At 56.2% G+C, this 12,717-nt stretch carries 22 protein-coding genes and 1 pseudogene; all 23 read left to right on the top strand.

The window, feature by feature from the left end; translation table 11 throughout:
• Positions 1-89, top strand: an 89-nt coding sequence (locus ACR0C5_RS13765) for an EF-Tu C-terminal domain-related protein (RefSeq protein WP_370001509.1), incomplete at its 5' end; no start/stop codon positions are given.
• 281 nt (positions 90-370) lie between these two features.
• Positions 371-550 (top strand): hypothetical protein, encoded by a 180-nt coding sequence (locus ACR0C5_RS13770; protein ID WP_353394420.1) that lies wholly within the window; start codon positions 371-373, stop codon positions 548-550.
• A gap of 379 nt (positions 551-929) precedes the next feature.
• Positions 930-1,244: a 30S ribosomal protein S10 gene (gene rpsJ, locus ACR0C5_RS13775; RefSeq protein WP_008756422.1), complete on the top strand. Its 315-nt coding sequence runs from the start codon at positions 930-932 to the stop codon at positions 1,242-1,244.
• Positions 1,245-1,262: 18 nt separating this feature from the next.
• Entirely contained in the window at positions 1,263-1,988 is a 726-nt protein-coding gene (rplC, locus tag ACR0C5_RS13780; protein WP_170515968.1) for a 50S ribosomal protein L3, read from the top strand.
• Complete coding sequence (gene rplD, locus ACR0C5_RS13785) at positions 1,985-2,602, top strand: 50S ribosomal protein L4 (RefSeq protein WP_480877386.1); 618 nt, start codon at positions 1,985-1,987, stop codon at positions 2,600-2,602. Before rplC ends, rplD begins: the two co-directional genes overlap by 4 nt.
• Complete coding sequence (locus tag ACR0C5_RS13790; RefSeq protein ID WP_008757532.1) at positions 2,599-2,895, top strand: 50S ribosomal protein L23; 297 nt, start codon at positions 2,599-2,601, stop codon at positions 2,893-2,895. Before rplD ends, ACR0C5_RS13790 begins: the two co-directional genes overlap by 4 nt.
• Positions 2,892-3,524 (top strand): hypothetical protein, encoded by a 633-nt coding sequence (locus tag ACR0C5_RS13795; protein WP_480877388.1) that lies wholly within the window; start codon positions 2,892-2,894, stop codon positions 3,522-3,524. The genes ACR0C5_RS13790 and ACR0C5_RS13795 overlap by 4 nt, the downstream gene beginning before the upstream one ends.
• 243 nt (positions 3,525-3,767) lie before the next feature.
• Positions 3,768-4,802 (top strand): fatty acid desaturase, encoded by a 1,035-nt coding sequence (locus ACR0C5_RS13800; protein WP_480877390.1) that lies wholly within the window; start codon positions 3,768-3,770, stop codon positions 4,800-4,802.
• A 308-nt stretch (positions 4,803-5,110) separates the two neighbouring features.
• Positions 5,111-5,953 carry a 50S ribosomal protein L2 gene (rplB, locus tag ACR0C5_RS13805; protein WP_008757664.1) on the top strand — a complete coding sequence of 281 codons (843 nt, stop codon included), beginning with the start codon at positions 5,111-5,113 and terminating at the stop codon, positions 5,951-5,953.
• 3 nt (positions 5,954-5,956) lie between these two features.
• On the top strand, positions 5,957-6,235 hold the full coding sequence (gene rpsS, locus ACR0C5_RS13810; RefSeq protein WP_005980699.1) for a 30S ribosomal protein S19: 279 nt from the start codon (positions 5,957-5,959) through the stop codon (positions 6,233-6,235).
• A gap of 3 nt (positions 6,236-6,238) precedes the next feature.
• Positions 6,239-6,619 carry a 50S ribosomal protein L22 gene (gene rplV, locus ACR0C5_RS13815; protein WP_039538267.1) on the top strand — a complete coding sequence of 127 codons (381 nt, stop codon included), beginning with the start codon at positions 6,239-6,241 and terminating at the stop codon, positions 6,617-6,619.
• Entirely contained in the window at positions 6,619-7,329 is a 711-nt protein-coding gene (gene rpsC, locus ACR0C5_RS13820) for a 30S ribosomal protein S3 (RefSeq protein ID WP_008758042.1), read from the top strand. The genes rplV and rpsC overlap by 1 nt, the downstream gene beginning before the upstream one ends.
• A 12-nt stretch (positions 7,330-7,341) precedes the next feature.
• Positions 7,342-7,755 carry a 50S ribosomal protein L16 gene (rplP, locus tag ACR0C5_RS13825; protein WP_058283513.1) on the top strand — a complete coding sequence of 138 codons (414 nt, stop codon included), beginning with the start codon at positions 7,342-7,344 and terminating at the stop codon, positions 7,753-7,755.
• Positions 7,756-7,908: 153 nt separating this feature from the next.
• Complete coding sequence (locus tag ACR0C5_RS13830) at positions 7,909-8,457, top strand: amino acid synthesis family protein (RefSeq protein WP_480877393.1); 549 nt, start codon at positions 7,909-7,911, stop codon at positions 8,455-8,457.
• Positions 8,458-8,497: 40 nt separating this feature from the next.
• On the top strand, positions 8,498-9,118 hold the full coding sequence (locus ACR0C5_RS13835; RefSeq protein ID WP_170773620.1) for a 2OG-Fe(II) oxygenase family protein: 621 nt from the start codon (positions 8,498-8,500) through the stop codon (positions 9,116-9,118).
• Between the two features lie 59 nt (positions 9,119-9,177).
• Positions 9,178-10,044, top strand: a pseudogene (locus tag ACR0C5_RS13840) (glycosyltransferase family 92 protein).
• A gap of 182 nt (positions 10,045-10,226) precedes the next feature.
• Positions 10,227-10,433 carry a 50S ribosomal protein L29 gene (gene rpmC / locus ACR0C5_RS13845; protein WP_010437082.1) on the top strand — a complete coding sequence of 69 codons (207 nt, stop codon included), beginning with the start codon at positions 10,227-10,229 and terminating at the stop codon, positions 10,431-10,433.
• A gap of 4 nt (positions 10,434-10,437) precedes the next feature.
• Positions 10,438-10,668 (top strand): 30S ribosomal protein S17, encoded by a 231-nt coding sequence (rpsQ, locus tag ACR0C5_RS13850; RefSeq protein ID WP_152459158.1) that lies wholly within the window; start codon positions 10,438-10,440, stop codon positions 10,666-10,668.
• Between the two features lie 76 nt (positions 10,669-10,744).
• Positions 10,745-11,113, top strand: coding sequence for a 50S ribosomal protein L14 (gene rplN / locus ACR0C5_RS13855; RefSeq protein ID WP_008757934.1), 369 nt, complete (start codon positions 10,745-10,747; stop codon positions 11,111-11,113).
• Positions 11,114-11,115: 2 nt separating this feature from the next.
• Positions 11,116-11,427, top strand: coding sequence for a 50S ribosomal protein L24 (rplX, locus tag ACR0C5_RS13860; protein ID WP_170356681.1), 312 nt, complete (start codon positions 11,116-11,118; stop codon positions 11,425-11,427).
• Entirely contained in the window at positions 11,420-11,980 is a 561-nt protein-coding gene (gene rplE, locus ACR0C5_RS13865; RefSeq protein ID WP_480877396.1) for a 50S ribosomal protein L5, read from the top strand. The genes rplX and rplE overlap by 8 nt, the downstream gene beginning before the upstream one ends.
• 19 nt (positions 11,981-11,999) lie before the next feature.
• Complete coding sequence (rpsN, locus tag ACR0C5_RS13870; RefSeq protein WP_068340744.1) at positions 12,000-12,305, top strand: 30S ribosomal protein S14; 306 nt, start codon at positions 12,000-12,002, stop codon at positions 12,303-12,305.
• Positions 12,306-12,318: 13 nt separating this feature from the next.
• Positions 12,319-12,711, top strand: a complete 393-nt coding sequence (gene rpsH / locus ACR0C5_RS13875) for a 30S ribosomal protein S8 (RefSeq protein ID WP_068340741.1) — start codon at positions 12,319-12,321, stop codon at positions 12,709-12,711.
• Positions 12,712-12,717 lie beyond the last annotated feature (6 nt).

Here is a 12,717-nt window from a genome sequence, read left to right on the forward strand (position 1 = left end):
CGATCGCGATGGAGCAGGGCCTGCGCTTCGCGATCCGCGAAGGCGGCCGCACCGTCGGCGCCGGCGTTGTGTCGAAAATCACTGAGTAATCACGGTAGGCCGGGCTTCAGCCCGGCACATCGTTGAACGAATGAAGGCCGTTCCACATGGGGCGGCCTTTTTCGTTTTTGGCGAGGCATTTCCGAGGTGAATCTGAATGTGTTCGAAGGGAGCAAACGCTTGGAATGCCCGCCGTCGCCCAAGAACTGAACCGGATTGAGGCTTCTTAATCCTACGTCCACCTCACGGAAAGACAGGAAACCCACATGTGCAATGAAACAAAAAGTGGGGCGCGTATCTAGCGAACCGCTGAAGTAAGCAGGAGGAAATCATGTTTGGTTTTGAATTCTTGAATTATGGAACGCAAATCCTTCACAGCAAGGATTTGGAGGACATGCGCGCCGCCATACTTGGAGGCGACGATCAGGAAATCGAACGTGATAACAGCGACTTTTGCCGCGAGCGTAAGCGGTTCAAAGTCACGCTTGCGGAGTTGCCTAACAGAGCCTGACGCGTAAACGCGCGGCTAAAATAACTACCGTCAAGCTTCGTGCTAGTCGTTGCGTGGGGTGAGATCCATCAAGTGTCATTTTGGTTTTCTTAGGCTCAATGATTGTCGCGCGCAGGCTGTTTAGCTCATTCGTAGTCCTGCTGCGCACTATCGTTGCGAAGTTCAATCTAAAGACTGGTTTTTGGCGCCGGCTCCTGTCGCCCTTTTAGGTCCAACAAGGCCAACAAACCCCTTGCCAAACCCCACCAACCCAACTAATACGCGCGAGTTCTCGATAAGAACGTCAAGGCGGGGTGATTCCCGCCTTTTGGGTTCGAAGAGGGTTGGCGATGCGCGTCTGTCCTCCTCTCAACCTCAACGCCTAAAAAAGGCTGTTAATATGCAAAGCCAAAACATCCGTATTCGGCTGAAGGCATTTGACTATCGCGTTCTGGATGCCAGCACGCAAGAGATCGTCAACACTGCCAAGCGGACCGGCGCGAACGTGCGCGGCCCGATCCCGCTGCCGAACAAGATTGAGAAGTTCACGGTTCTCCGTGGCCCTCACGTTGACAAGAAATCCCGCGACCAGTTCGAGATCCGTACGCACAAGCGTCTGCTCGACATCGTTGATCCGACCCCCCAGACCGTTGACGCGCTGATGAAGCTCGACCTCGCTGCTGGTGTGGACGTCGAGATCAAGCTGCAGTCGTAAGATCGGAGGGTATAGATTATGCGCTCTGGTATTATCGCAAAAAAAGTTGGCATGACCCGCCTGTTCATGGAGGACGGCAAGCAGATCCCTGTGACCGTTCTTCACCTGGACAACCTGCAGGTCGTTGCACAGCGCACCGCTGACAAAGACGGCTACACCGCCGTTCAGCTGGGTGCTGGTGCTGCCAAAGCAAAACGCACCTCGAAAGCCATGCGCGGCCACTATGCCGCTGCAAAGGTTGAGCCCAAGCGTAAGCTGGCCGAGTTCCGCGTCTCCGAAGATGGCCTGATCGATGTGGGCGCCGAGATTTCGGCAGAACACTTCCTGGAAGGACAGAAAGTTGACGTTTCGGGTACCTCGATCGGTAAAGGCTTTGCCGGTGCGATGAAGCGTTGGAACTTTGGTGGTCTGCGCGCCTCGCACGGTGTTTCGATCAGCCACCGTTCGCACGGTTCGACCGGTCAGTGTCAGGACCCGGGCAAGGTTTTCAAAGGTAAGAAGATGGCCGGTCACATGGGTGCTGCCCGTGTTACCACCCAGAACCTGGAAGTCGTCAAAACCGACGCCGACCGTGGTCTGGTCTTCATCAAAGGCGCCGTTCCCGGACCGAAATCGGGCTGGGTCACTGTCAAGGACGCCGTGAAGAAGAAAGCTCCGGAAGGCCTGCCTTTCCCGGCTGCTGTGAAATCGGCTGCAACCGAAGCACCTGCGGAAGAAGCTCCCGCGGAAGGTGGTGAAGCATGAAACTTGATGTAATCAAACTGGACGGCGGCAAAGCCGGTGACATCGAGCTGAACGCCGATCTGTTCGGTCTCGAGCCGCGTGCAGACATTCTGCACCGTGTGGTCCGTTGGCAGCGTAACAACGCGCAGGCCGGCACCCACAAGGTCAAGACCCGCTCGGAAACCAGCTACTCGACCAAGAAGATCTATCGCCAGAAGGGCACCGGTGGCGCACGCCATGGTGACCGTAACGCGCCGATCTTCCGCAAGGGTGGTGTCTACAAGGGCCCGACCCCGCGTTCGCACGGCCACGACCTGCCCAAGAAGTTCCGCAAGCTTGGCCTGCGCCACGCTTTGTCGGCCAAAGCCAAGGCAGGTGAACTGGTTGTGATCGAGAACGCCGAAGCCGAAGGCAAGACCGCCGCTCTGGCCAAACAGGTTGCAAACCTGGGCTGGAAACGCGCTCTGGTCATCGACGGTGCGACCGTGAACGAAGGGTTCCTGAAAGCGTCCAAGAACATCGAAGGTCTGGATATCCTGCCGTCGATGGGCGCAAACGTCTATGACATCCTCAAGCGTGACACCCTGGTGCTCACCAAAGCGGCTGTCGAAGCACTGGAGGCTCGTCTGAAATGAGCGCGAAGGCAGAACACTACGACGTGATCCGCAAGCCGATCATCACTGAAAAGTCGACCATGGCGTCCGAAAATGGCGCGGTTGTCTTTGAAGTGGCGATCGACAGCAACAAGCCGCAGATCAAAGAGGCCGTTGAGGCGCTGTTTGGTGTAAAGGTCAAAGCGGTGAACACCACCGTGACCAAAGGCAAGGTCAAGCGGTTCCGCGGCCAGCTGGGCCGTCGGAAAGACGTCAAAAAAGCATATGTGACCCTGGAAGAGGGCAACACAATCGACGTGAGCACCGGTCTTTGATCCGACGCTTACTGCGACTATTCACGGCCTCGGCGGTTCAACCCGCCGGGGCCGATTTCGTTTCAGACCCTGAAACTATGCGTGCGCAGGTGCTGGAGCAGATGCGGGTGTTCAGTGCTGAACCCTATTTTCAGATCGCCGATGAAAAGCTGGGGTTGCTGTCGGTGTTCGATGACCTGAAATATGACCGGGCGGATGTGGACATGATCTCTCCGGCGATGCGCAAGCATGTGGTCGGCAAGCTTGGTCCGCTAGGATTCCGCCAGACCTCCGGCACGGTATTGGAGCATGCCGAGGCTGATATGTGCGTGCACATCCCCAAGTTCCACGCCCTCGGCGCTTCGCCCTTCGACATCGCGCGCTATACCGAGAAACGCCCGCAGGATTACTGCCTGCTGACGCCCACGCAGGTGGCCTGTCAGTACGTGGATTTTTACGCGCTGGACGACGCCGTACAGCGGATCGAGGCGCTGATTGCGAAGCACCCGATCAATCTGCTGAAACTGGCGGATTATCTGGAAGGAAAACCCAAACACCGCGCCTTTCGCGAGGTGCTGGGCCATATCAAGCTCAAGCAGCGGATTGCGGTGGAGTCCGAGCCGCTCTGTAGAAGACGCTCGCTAGGTTGAGGGTTTTCCTGACCCCTCAGAAACACGTCAAAGCTGGAAGTGGATAACGCTCATCGACTTGTCCAGCGGCCCCTTGTAGGATCATCTTTGGGGCGAGGAACGAGGCCAGCACACGTGAAGGTCGTTCTTAAGCAGCGACACCGAAATTTGAGCGTGAAATTCTCTAATTTTGAACAATTCACTTGCTATGTCGGGCGGGTAGTCTATCCGGCTTCAAACAAGCAAAAAAGACATGGCAGGCGTATGACCGAAACCTCTCTCTCGACCCGGGCATACCCCACTACAACCGCTGCGCGGGATTGGGTGTCGACGCTTGCCAAATACCGTGAGCCAAATCAATGGCGCAGTTCCTTTGAACTGAGTGTCAGCATTATTCCATTCTTTGTGCTGTGGGCGCTGTCCTGGATGGCGCTTTCCGTCAGTTATTGGTTGGCGTTTGCGATTGCGGTCTTGAATGCCGCCTTCCTGCTGCGCCTGTTTGCGATCCAGCATGATTGCGGGCACGGGGCGTTCTTCAAGAACCGGACAGTCAGCGACTGGGTTGGACGGGTGATAGGGGTGCTGACCCTGACACCCTATGATGTCTGGCGCCGCACGCATTCTTACCATCACAACAGCTCGGGTAACTTGGACAAACGGGGAATGGGCGATATCCACACGCTGACAGTGGCGGAGTATCAATCCAAGCCCCCCATAAACCGGTTCTGGTATCGTGTTTACCGAAATCCCGTCACACTTTTTATTCTTGGCCCCAGCTATCTATTCTTGTTCCAAAACCGCTTGCCGTTGGGGTTGACTGATAGCGCTCGGTTCTGGGTCAGTGCGATGGGCACCAATGTCGCTATTCTGGCCGCGCTTCTGGCTGTCTACTACTTTGGCGGCCTAATGCCGGTCCTGCTGATCTTTTTGCCCTCAACCCTGATTGCGGCAACTGCCGGAGTGTGGCTGTTTTATGTGCAGCACCAATTCGAAGAAACGCATTGGGATGCGGACGAGGATTGGCAATTGCACGAGGCCGCTCTGTGCGGTAGCTCGCATTATGTCCTGCCGCCCGTGTTGCAGTGGTTCAGCGCCAATATTGGTATCCACCACGTGCACCATCTGTACAGTCGTATTCCTTTCTACCGCCTTACCGAGGTGCTGCGAGATCACGACGAATTGGCAAACAGCAACCAGATGACCATCCGTGAGAGCCTTGCAAACGCGCGGTTGCACCTTTGGGACGAGAAGCATCGCCGCCTGTTGTCCTTCGCTGAGGCGCGCATACTGTATCAGTGAAGTGGCTGACGACTTAGGTTCTAGGACTGTTTGCGCAAAGCAAACTGACCGAGCGACTTTAGGAAATGAAACCCAGGGCAAATGTTTCGGTAGCGTTTTCTTCGGTCTCCATCAGAATCTTTGGCAGCATACTATAGACACCCACCCCCAACACTGCTAAACGCTCCCAATCTTACGGCCTCGGATTCGTTCCGGGGCCTCTGATATTTGTAACCGGGGACCTTCGGGGCCCTATACCCTTGGCACCTACGGGGGCCTATCACATAGCGGGGAAACCCCCTGCACTTGCTAAACGGAAGACAGAAAGCATGGCACTCAAGTCGTACAAGCCGACGACGCCGGGCCAGCGCGGGCTGGTGCTGATCGACCGTTCGGAGCTTTGGAAAGGACGTCCGGTCAAGTCTCTCACAGAGGGTTTGACCAAATCGGGCGGCCGGAACAACACCGGACGGATCACTTCACGCCGCCGCGGCGGTGGCGCAAAGCGTCTCTACCGGATCGTTGACTTCAAACGGAACAAATTTGATGTCGCGGCAACCGTCGAGCGGATCGAATATGACCCGAACCGGACCGCATTCATCGCACTGGTAAAATACGAAGATGGCGAGCAGGCATATATCCTGGCTCCGCAGCGCCTGGCTGTTGGTGACAAAGTCGTGGCATCCGCCAAGGCTGACATCAAGCCGGGCAACGCAATGCCGTTCTCGGGCATGCCCATCGGTACCATCGTCCACAACATCGAGATGAAGCCTGGTAAAGGCGGTCAGATCGCACGTGCGGCCGGTACATATGCTCAGTTCGTTGGTCGCGATGGCGGCTACGCTCAGATCCGTCTGAGCTCGGGCGAGCTGCGCATGGTCCGTCAGGAATGCATGGCCACCGTTGGTGCCGTGTCCAACCCTGACAACAGCAACCAAAACCTCGGTAAAGCCGGTCGTATGCGCCACAAAGGCGTTCGTCCGTCGGTTCGTGGTGTTGCAATGAACCCGATCGATCACCCGCATGGTGGTGGTGAAGGTCGTACCTCGGGTGGCCGTACACCGGTTACGCCTTGGGGTAAGGACACCAAGGGTAAGCGTACCCGCAACAAGAACAAAGCGTCCCAGAAGCTGATCATCCGCTCGCGGCACGCCAAGAAGAAGGGACGTTAATCCATGTCTCGCTCTGTTTGGAAGGGTCCTTTCGTCGATGCTTACGTGCTGAAAAAAGCCGAAGCAGCGCGCGAGTCGGGCCGCAACGAAGTCATCAAAATCTGGTCGCGTCGTTCCACCATTCTGCCCCAGTTCGTGGGTCTGACCTTTGGTGTGTACAACGGCCAGAAACATATCCCCGTCAACGTCTCGGAAGACATGATCGGTCAGAAGTTCGGTGAATACTCGCCGACCCGTACCTATTATGGCCACGCCGCAGACAAAAAAGCGAAGCGGAAGTAAGTCATGGGCAAGGAAAAGAACCCCCGCCGCGTGGCTGAAAACGAAGCAATGGCGAAAACGCGCATGCTTCGCACCAGCCCGCAGAAATTGAACCTGGTTGCGCAAATGATCCGCGGCAAGAAAGTTGAGAAGGCTCTGACCGACCTGACTTTCAGCAACAAGCGTGTCGCGCAGGACGTCAAGAAGTGCCTGCAGTCCGCAATCGCGAATGCCGAAAACAACCACAACCTGGACGTTGACGAGCTGATCGTCGCCGAAGCATGGGTTGGCAAGAACCTGGTCATGAAGCGCGGTCGTCCGCGTGCCCGTGGCCGTTTCGGCAAGATCATGAAGCCGTTCTCGGAGATCACCATCAAGGTGCGTCAAGTTGAGGAGCAAGCCTAATGGGTCATAAAGTAAATCCGATCGGCATGCGCCTGCAGGTCAACCGCACCTGGGACAGCCGCTGGTACGCCGACACCAAGGACTACGGTGATCTTCTGCTGGAAGACCTCAAGATCCGTGAGTTCATCAACAAAGAGTGCAAGCAGGCCGGTGTTGCCCGTGTGATCATCGAACGTCCGCACAAAAAGTGCCGCGTTACGATCCACACCGCACGTCCCGGTGTCATCATCGGCAAGAAAGGTGCAGACATCGAAGTTCTGCGCAAAAAGCTTGCGCGTATGACCGACAGCGAACTGCACCTGAACATCGTCGAAGTGCGCAAGCCTGAGCTTGACGCGCAGCTGGTTGCCGAGTCCATCGCTCAGCAGCTGGAACGTCGTGTTTCGTTCCGTCGTGCAATGAAGCGGTCGGTTCAGAATGCCATGCGCATGGGCGCCCTGGGTATCCGGGTGAACGTCGCTGGTCGTCTGGGCGGCGCTGAAATCGCACGGACCGAGTGGTACCGCGAAGGCCGCGTGCCTCTGCACACCCTGCGTGCCGACATCGATTACGCACATGCCGAAGCGATGACCCCCTATGGGATCATCGGGATCAAGGTCTGGATCTTCAAAGGTGAGATCATGGAGCACGATCCGCAGGCACGTGACCGTAAAGCACAGGAACTCCAGGACGGCCCTGCACCTCGTGGTGCTGGTGGCGGTCGTCGCTAAGGAGGGAAAGATATGCTTCAACCAAAGCGTACTAAATTCCGCAAGATGCACAAAGGCCGGATCAAGGGTCTCGCCAAGGGCGGCTCTGATCTGAACTTTGGCACCTACGGCCTCAAAGCTCTTGAGCCTGAGCGTGTAACTGCACGCCAGATCGAAGCTGCACGTCGTGCCATGACGCGTCACATGAAGCGTCAGGGTCGTGTCTGGATCCGCATCTTCCCCGACACTCCGGTCACGGCCAAGCCGATCGAAGTTCGTATGGGTAAAGGTAAAGGTTCGGTCGACCGCTGGGCCTGCAAGGTCAAGCCTGGCCGCGTGATGTTCGAGATCGACGGCGTTAATGACGACATCGCGCGTGAGGCCCTGCGCCTGGCCGCGATGAAGCTGCCGATCAAGACTCGCGTCGTGGTTCGCGAAGACTGGTAAGCGATCAGGGGGCAACCCCGTTCGTGACAAGATTGACCCCCGTCGGGAAGCCGGCGGGGGTTTTCTGTTGCGCTTGTGAAGTTAAGGGCCGCAAAAACCGTCGACCTCTTCCTATCGCGCCCCTAGGCTGCCCGGTAGAAATGGGAGGGCCCTATGGTTCGGCTGCGCAAAAAGATGTTCATCAAGGAAATCATAACCACCGATCAGTTGGGCCAGCCCTGTGATCCGATAAGCCGGGTTGCTGCTCTGGCGGTGTTCATGAACCCTCTGGCTGGACGGTTCTCGGATGACCTTTCAGAGTTGTTTGAGATTGGTGCGCTTCTTGGCCCGGACCTCGCATCCGAAGCGATATCCCAACTGGACGGTGCGCCGGTATCCTACGGTAAGGCAGCGATCATCGGCGTGAACGGCGATCTTGAACAGGGCGGGGCGGTGATCCACCCCAAACTCGGTGCTCCTATGCGCGCGGCGGCGGGCGGAGGCGAGGCGGTTATCCCCTCGAATGCCAAATTAGGCGCGCCGGGTTGCGCGATTGATCTGCCACTGGGGCATAAAGATAACCCGTGGTCGTTCGACCATTTCGACACTATGACGCTGAACATTCCAGACGCGCCGAAACCGGATGAGATCGTACTGTGCCTCGCCTATGCTGATGGCGGCCGCCCAATTCCCCGCTGTGGCAAAGGACCCGTCAAAAGCTAATCGACTGGCCTTGTAGAAAACACTGCGGTATGCCCGGCCCATGGCACAGATTGAATCACTCTTCGTAACCCGTCTCTACCGCGCGTCTCTTTCCGAGTTCGATCCGAAGATCGACGCTCAGGAATTGGAAAGCTCTTGCCTTGTTATCGCCGAGGATGATGAGGCGGGGCAGGAATGGTGCGAAGAGAACGGCTATCCCGGCTATACCAGTTATGCTTCGCTGACCGACCTGCCGTGGCGGTTCCCGATTTTCGCCGATCTGGTCGCTGCCTTGGATCAGCACGTCGCCGCTTTTGCCAAGGATTTGGAGTTCGATCTGGGTGAGGGCGCGTTGAAGCTGGAAGACCTGTGGATCAACATCCTGCCCGAGGGCGGAATGCATTCCAGCCACCTGCACCCGCACAGCGTAATCTCGGGCACGACCTATGTGGCGATGCCCGAGGGGGCGAGTGCGTTGAAGCTAGAGGATCCCCGCTCGGGTCGCATGATGGCTGCGCCGACGCGCGTTAAAGGCGGGCGGAGGGATTTGCAGCCGTTCATCTATATGAAGCCGCAGGTGGGGGACGTGCTGCTGTGGGAAAGCTGGCTGCGCCACGAGGTGCCGATGAACATGGCCGAGGATGAGCGGATCAGTGTCAGCTTTAACTACAAGTGGGAGTGATGACAGTTACCTCAGGCGCGAGCATTTTTCATTAAACATCCAGATTGTACGTGATCAAGATGAGTTCGAGCACAATACTTCACAAACTCAACAATCTGTATCTTTGGGCCAGGTTCTGGAATCATAGGAGAAAGGTTCGTAGGAATGAGCTTGCCAAGGCTAAAACTCAGAACTCCAACAAGAACCGTCTTTGCGTACTTGGAACAGCAAAAAACGAGGCCTTGAATTTGGCCGAGTGGGTCGAGCACTACGCACAGCAGGGTGCCGACAAAGTATTTGTTATCGATAACGGAAGTACAGACAACTCGATGGAAGTAATTTCGAGCTTCCTAAGTTCTGGTTTCGTAGAAGTTGTCAGTCTCCCCCATAAACACAAGCAAGTGGCTCACTATTGGAAGGCATTCCAAAAATTTTAGGTTCCGCAGTTGTTTGAGTGGATGTTGGTTGCTGACGTTGATGAGTTTTGGTTCTGCAAAGATGGGGCCAAGCTGGTTGATGCGTTAGAGCAATTTGACGATGTGGACGTTGTTTATGCGAACTGGACGGTCTTTGGTACTTCAGGTCACAAAGAACATCCCAACAGCTTGAGAAAAAATCTGGTCAAACGAAAACCCGGTTTGAGCCCACACAAATGGCGAAAGTACCTTGTGAGGACGTCAGTCCCGAAAAAACTAGGGGATATCGGGGTACACTATGTACGTGGCGCGGATTCATGCCGCACGATCTCTGACAACGAGACCTTCCAGATTAACCACTATCAGTTTCAAAGCCTACATTACTGGCAAAACGTTAAGTTGACTCGGGGAGACGCTGATAAATTCCACCAAGATCACAGTCGAAAACTCCAACATCTCATCGACTTTGATAAACTGTGCACGGAGTTGGACACGCAACTTGCAGATAGACTCCGATCGCTCGAATCGTAAAAGGGCTGGAAGATTGGAGCCTTTCAAACTTCCTCTTGCCACCCAACCCTCAAACCCTTATACGGCGGCATCTTGCGATCTCCCGGCGTTGTCGGGCGATTCGTATGTCTATCATTCATCCACCAGGTCAAAGGTGACCCGTGTACGGGGCCTTCTGGTGTTTTGAGCAAAGGAAAAAGGCGATGAACGCCCAAGAACTGCGTGACAAGACCCCGGACCAGCTCCGCGAGGAACTGGCCAACCTGAAGAAAGAAAGCTTTAACCTGCGCTTTCAACAGGCAACCGGTCAGCTGGAAAACACTGCTGGTATCAAAGCGGCCCGCCGCAACGCTGCCCGCGTCAAAACCATTCTGAACGAAAAGGCCGCTGCTGCGGCATCGGAGGAGTAATCCTATGCCCAAGCGTATCCTGTCCGGCGTGGTAACCAGCGACGCCAACGAGCAAACCGTAACCGTTTCGGTTGAGCGTCGTTTCAAGCACCCGCTGCTGCACAAAACCGTTCGTAAGTCCAAGAAATACCGGGCTCATGACGAAAAGAACGCCTTCAAGGTCGGTGACACAGTCCGCATCATCGAATGCGCGCCGAAATCGAAGACGAAACGTTGGGAAGTTCTGGAGGCGTAAGCCCCTAGGATTTTCCCATTTGTCGAAACCCTGGGGGATCTAATCAGACCAGCCCCCACAGGTCGGGAGAAACCACATGATCCAGATGCAGACCAATCTGGATGTCGCTGACAACTCCGGCGCACGCCGAGTTCAGTGCATCAAGGTCCTGGGTGGTTCCAAGCGTAAATACGCCTCCGTCGGCGACATTATTGTCGTCTCGGTGAAGGAAGCCATCCCGCGCGGCCGCGTAAAGAAAGGGGACGTCCGCAAGGCCGTCGTCGTACGCACCGCCAAGGAAGTCCGTCGCGAAGACGGCACAGCGATCCGTTTCGATCGCAACGCCGCCGTCATCCTGAACAACAACAACGAGCCAGTCGGTACCCGTATCTTTGGCCCCGTTGTTCGCGAACTGCGCGGCAAGAACTTCATGAAAATCATCTCGCTGGCTCCGGAGGTGCTGTAATCATGGCTGCTAAACTCCGCAAAGGCGACAAGGTCGTCGTGCTGGCCGGCAAGGACAAGGGCAAAGAGGGAACCATTTCCTCGGTTGACCCCAAAGCCGGTAAAGCTGTTGTCGAAGGCATCAACATTGCCATCCGTCACACCCGTCAGTCGCAAACTTCGCAAGGTGGTCGTCTGCCTCAGGCAAACCCGATCCAACTGTCGAACCTGGCGCTGCTGGACAAAAACGGCAAAGCAACCCGCGTTGGCTTCCGCATGGAAGGTGACAAGAAGGTGCGCTTCGCCAAGACCACAGGGGACGTGATCGATGCTTGATTCCGCAACCTACACCCCGCGTCTGAAAGCTCAGTACGTTGAAACCATCCGTGCCGCTCTGAAAGAAGAGTTCGGCTACAAGAACGACATGCAGCTGCCCATGCTGGAGAAAATCGTTCTGAACATCGGTTGTGGTGCTGAGGCGGTCAAAGACTCGAAGAAAGCGAAAGCTGCTGTCGAAGATCTGACTGCGATTGCTGGTCAAAAGGCCGTTGCAACCAAGGCGAAGAAGTCGATCGCGGGTTTCCGCGTCCGTGAAGACATGCCGCTGGGCGCGAAAGTGACCCTGCGCGGTGACCGGATGTACGAATTCCTAGATCGTCTGATCACCATCGCGCTGCCGCGCGTTCGTGACTTCCGCGGTGTTAAGCCGTCTTTCGATGGTCAGGGCAACTTTGCCATGGGCATGAAAGAGCACATCGTGTTCCCGGAAATCGACTTCGACAAGGTCGACGAGGTCTGGGGCCTGGATATCGTAATTGCCACCACAGCGAAAACCGACGCTGAAGCAAAGAGCCTGTTGAAAGCTTTCAACATGCCCTTCAACGCTTAAGCGCCGCGAGGATTGAGACATGGCTAAAAAAGCAATGATCGAACGCGAAAAGAAGCGCGAACGCCTGGTGGCCAAATATGCCGCAAAGCGTGCCGAGCTGAAAGAAATCGCGAATGACGAGAGCCGCCCGATGGAAGAGCGTTTCAAAGCGCGTCTGAAACTGGCGAAACTGCCGCGCAACAGCTCGGCTACCCGTCTGCACAACCGTTGTCAGCTGACCGGTCGTCCCCACGCTTACTACCGTAAGCTGAAGGTCAGCCGTATCGCGCTGCGCGAGCTGGGTTCTGCTGGTCAGATCCCCGGCATGGTGAAATCGAGCTGGTAAGGGAGACATAGATATGAATGATCCTATCGGCGATATGCTCACCCGTATCCGCAACGCGCAAATGCGCGGCAAGTCCACCGTTTCCACCCCGGCTTCCAAGCTGCGCGGTTGGGTTCTGGACGTGCTGGCGGACGAAGGCTACATCCGTGGCTATGAAAAGACGACCGGTGAAAACGGTCATCCGGCCATCGAAATCAGCCTGAAATACTACGAAGGCACCCCTGTCATTCGCGAACTGAAGCGGGTTTCGAAACCCGGTCGTCGTGTCTACATGGGCGTCAATGACATTCCGCAGGTCCGTCAGGGTCTGGGCGTGTCGATTGTCAGCACTCCGAAAGGTGTGATGTCGGACGCAAACGCTCGCTCCAACAATGTTGGCGGCGAAGTGCTCTGCACCGTCTTCTAAGGAGGT

This window comes from Ruegeria sp. N8 (assembly GCF_056531325.1).

Excerpts from the sequence above, each read along its gene's own strand:
- ACR0C5_RS13770 (WP_353394420.1), top strand. The coding sequence starts at position 371 with ATGTTTGGTTTTGAATTCTTGAATTATGGAACGCAAATCCTTCACAGC.
- rpsJ (WP_008756422.1), top strand. The coding sequence starts at position 930 with ATGCAAAGCCAAAACATCCGTATTCGGCTGAAGGCATTTGACTATCGC.
- rplC (WP_170515968.1), top strand. The coding sequence starts at position 1,263 with ATGCGCTCTGGTATTATCGCAAAAAAAGTTGGCATGACCCGCCTGTTC.
- rplD (WP_480877386.1), top strand. The coding sequence starts at position 1,985 with ATGAAACTTGATGTAATCAAACTGGACGGCGGCAAAGCCGGTGACATC.
- ACR0C5_RS13790 (WP_008757532.1), top strand. The coding sequence starts at position 2,599 with ATGAGCGCGAAGGCAGAACACTACGACGTGATCCGCAAGCCGATCATC.
- ACR0C5_RS13800 (WP_480877390.1), top strand. The coding sequence starts at position 3,768 with ATGACCGAAACCTCTCTCTCGACCCGGGCATACCCCACTACAACCGCT.
- rplB (WP_008757664.1), top strand. The coding sequence starts at position 5,111 with ATGGCACTCAAGTCGTACAAGCCGACGACGCCGGGCCAGCGCGGGCTG.
- rpsS (WP_005980699.1), top strand. The coding sequence starts at position 5,957 with ATGTCTCGCTCTGTTTGGAAGGGTCCTTTCGTCGATGCTTACGTGCTG.
- rplV (WP_039538267.1), top strand. The coding sequence starts at position 6,239 with ATGGGCAAGGAAAAGAACCCCCGCCGCGTGGCTGAAAACGAAGCAATG.
- rpsC (WP_008758042.1), top strand. The coding sequence starts at position 6,619 with ATGGGTCATAAAGTAAATCCGATCGGCATGCGCCTGCAGGTCAACCGC.
- rplP (WP_058283513.1), top strand. The coding sequence starts at position 7,342 with ATGCTTCAACCAAAGCGTACTAAATTCCGCAAGATGCACAAAGGCCGG.
- ACR0C5_RS13830 (WP_480877393.1), top strand. The coding sequence starts at position 7,909 with ATGGTTCGGCTGCGCAAAAAGATGTTCATCAAGGAAATCATAACCACC.
- ACR0C5_RS13835 (WP_170773620.1), top strand. The coding sequence starts at position 8,498 with ATGGCACAGATTGAATCACTCTTCGTAACCCGTCTCTACCGCGCGTCT.
- rpmC (WP_010437082.1), top strand. The coding sequence starts at position 10,227 with ATGAACGCCCAAGAACTGCGTGACAAGACCCCGGACCAGCTCCGCGAG.
- rpsQ (WP_152459158.1), top strand. The coding sequence starts at position 10,438 with ATGCCCAAGCGTATCCTGTCCGGCGTGGTAACCAGCGACGCCAACGAG.
- rplN (WP_008757934.1), top strand. The coding sequence starts at position 10,745 with ATGATCCAGATGCAGACCAATCTGGATGTCGCTGACAACTCCGGCGCA.
- rplX (WP_170356681.1), top strand. The coding sequence starts at position 11,116 with ATGGCTGCTAAACTCCGCAAAGGCGACAAGGTCGTCGTGCTGGCCGGC.
- rplE (WP_480877396.1), top strand. The coding sequence starts at position 11,420 with ATGCTTGATTCCGCAACCTACACCCCGCGTCTGAAAGCTCAGTACGTT.
- rpsN (WP_068340744.1), top strand. The coding sequence starts at position 12,000 with ATGGCTAAAAAAGCAATGATCGAACGCGAAAAGAAGCGCGAACGCCTG.
- rpsH (WP_068340741.1), top strand. The coding sequence starts at position 12,319 with ATGAATGATCCTATCGGCGATATGCTCACCCGTATCCGCAACGCGCAA.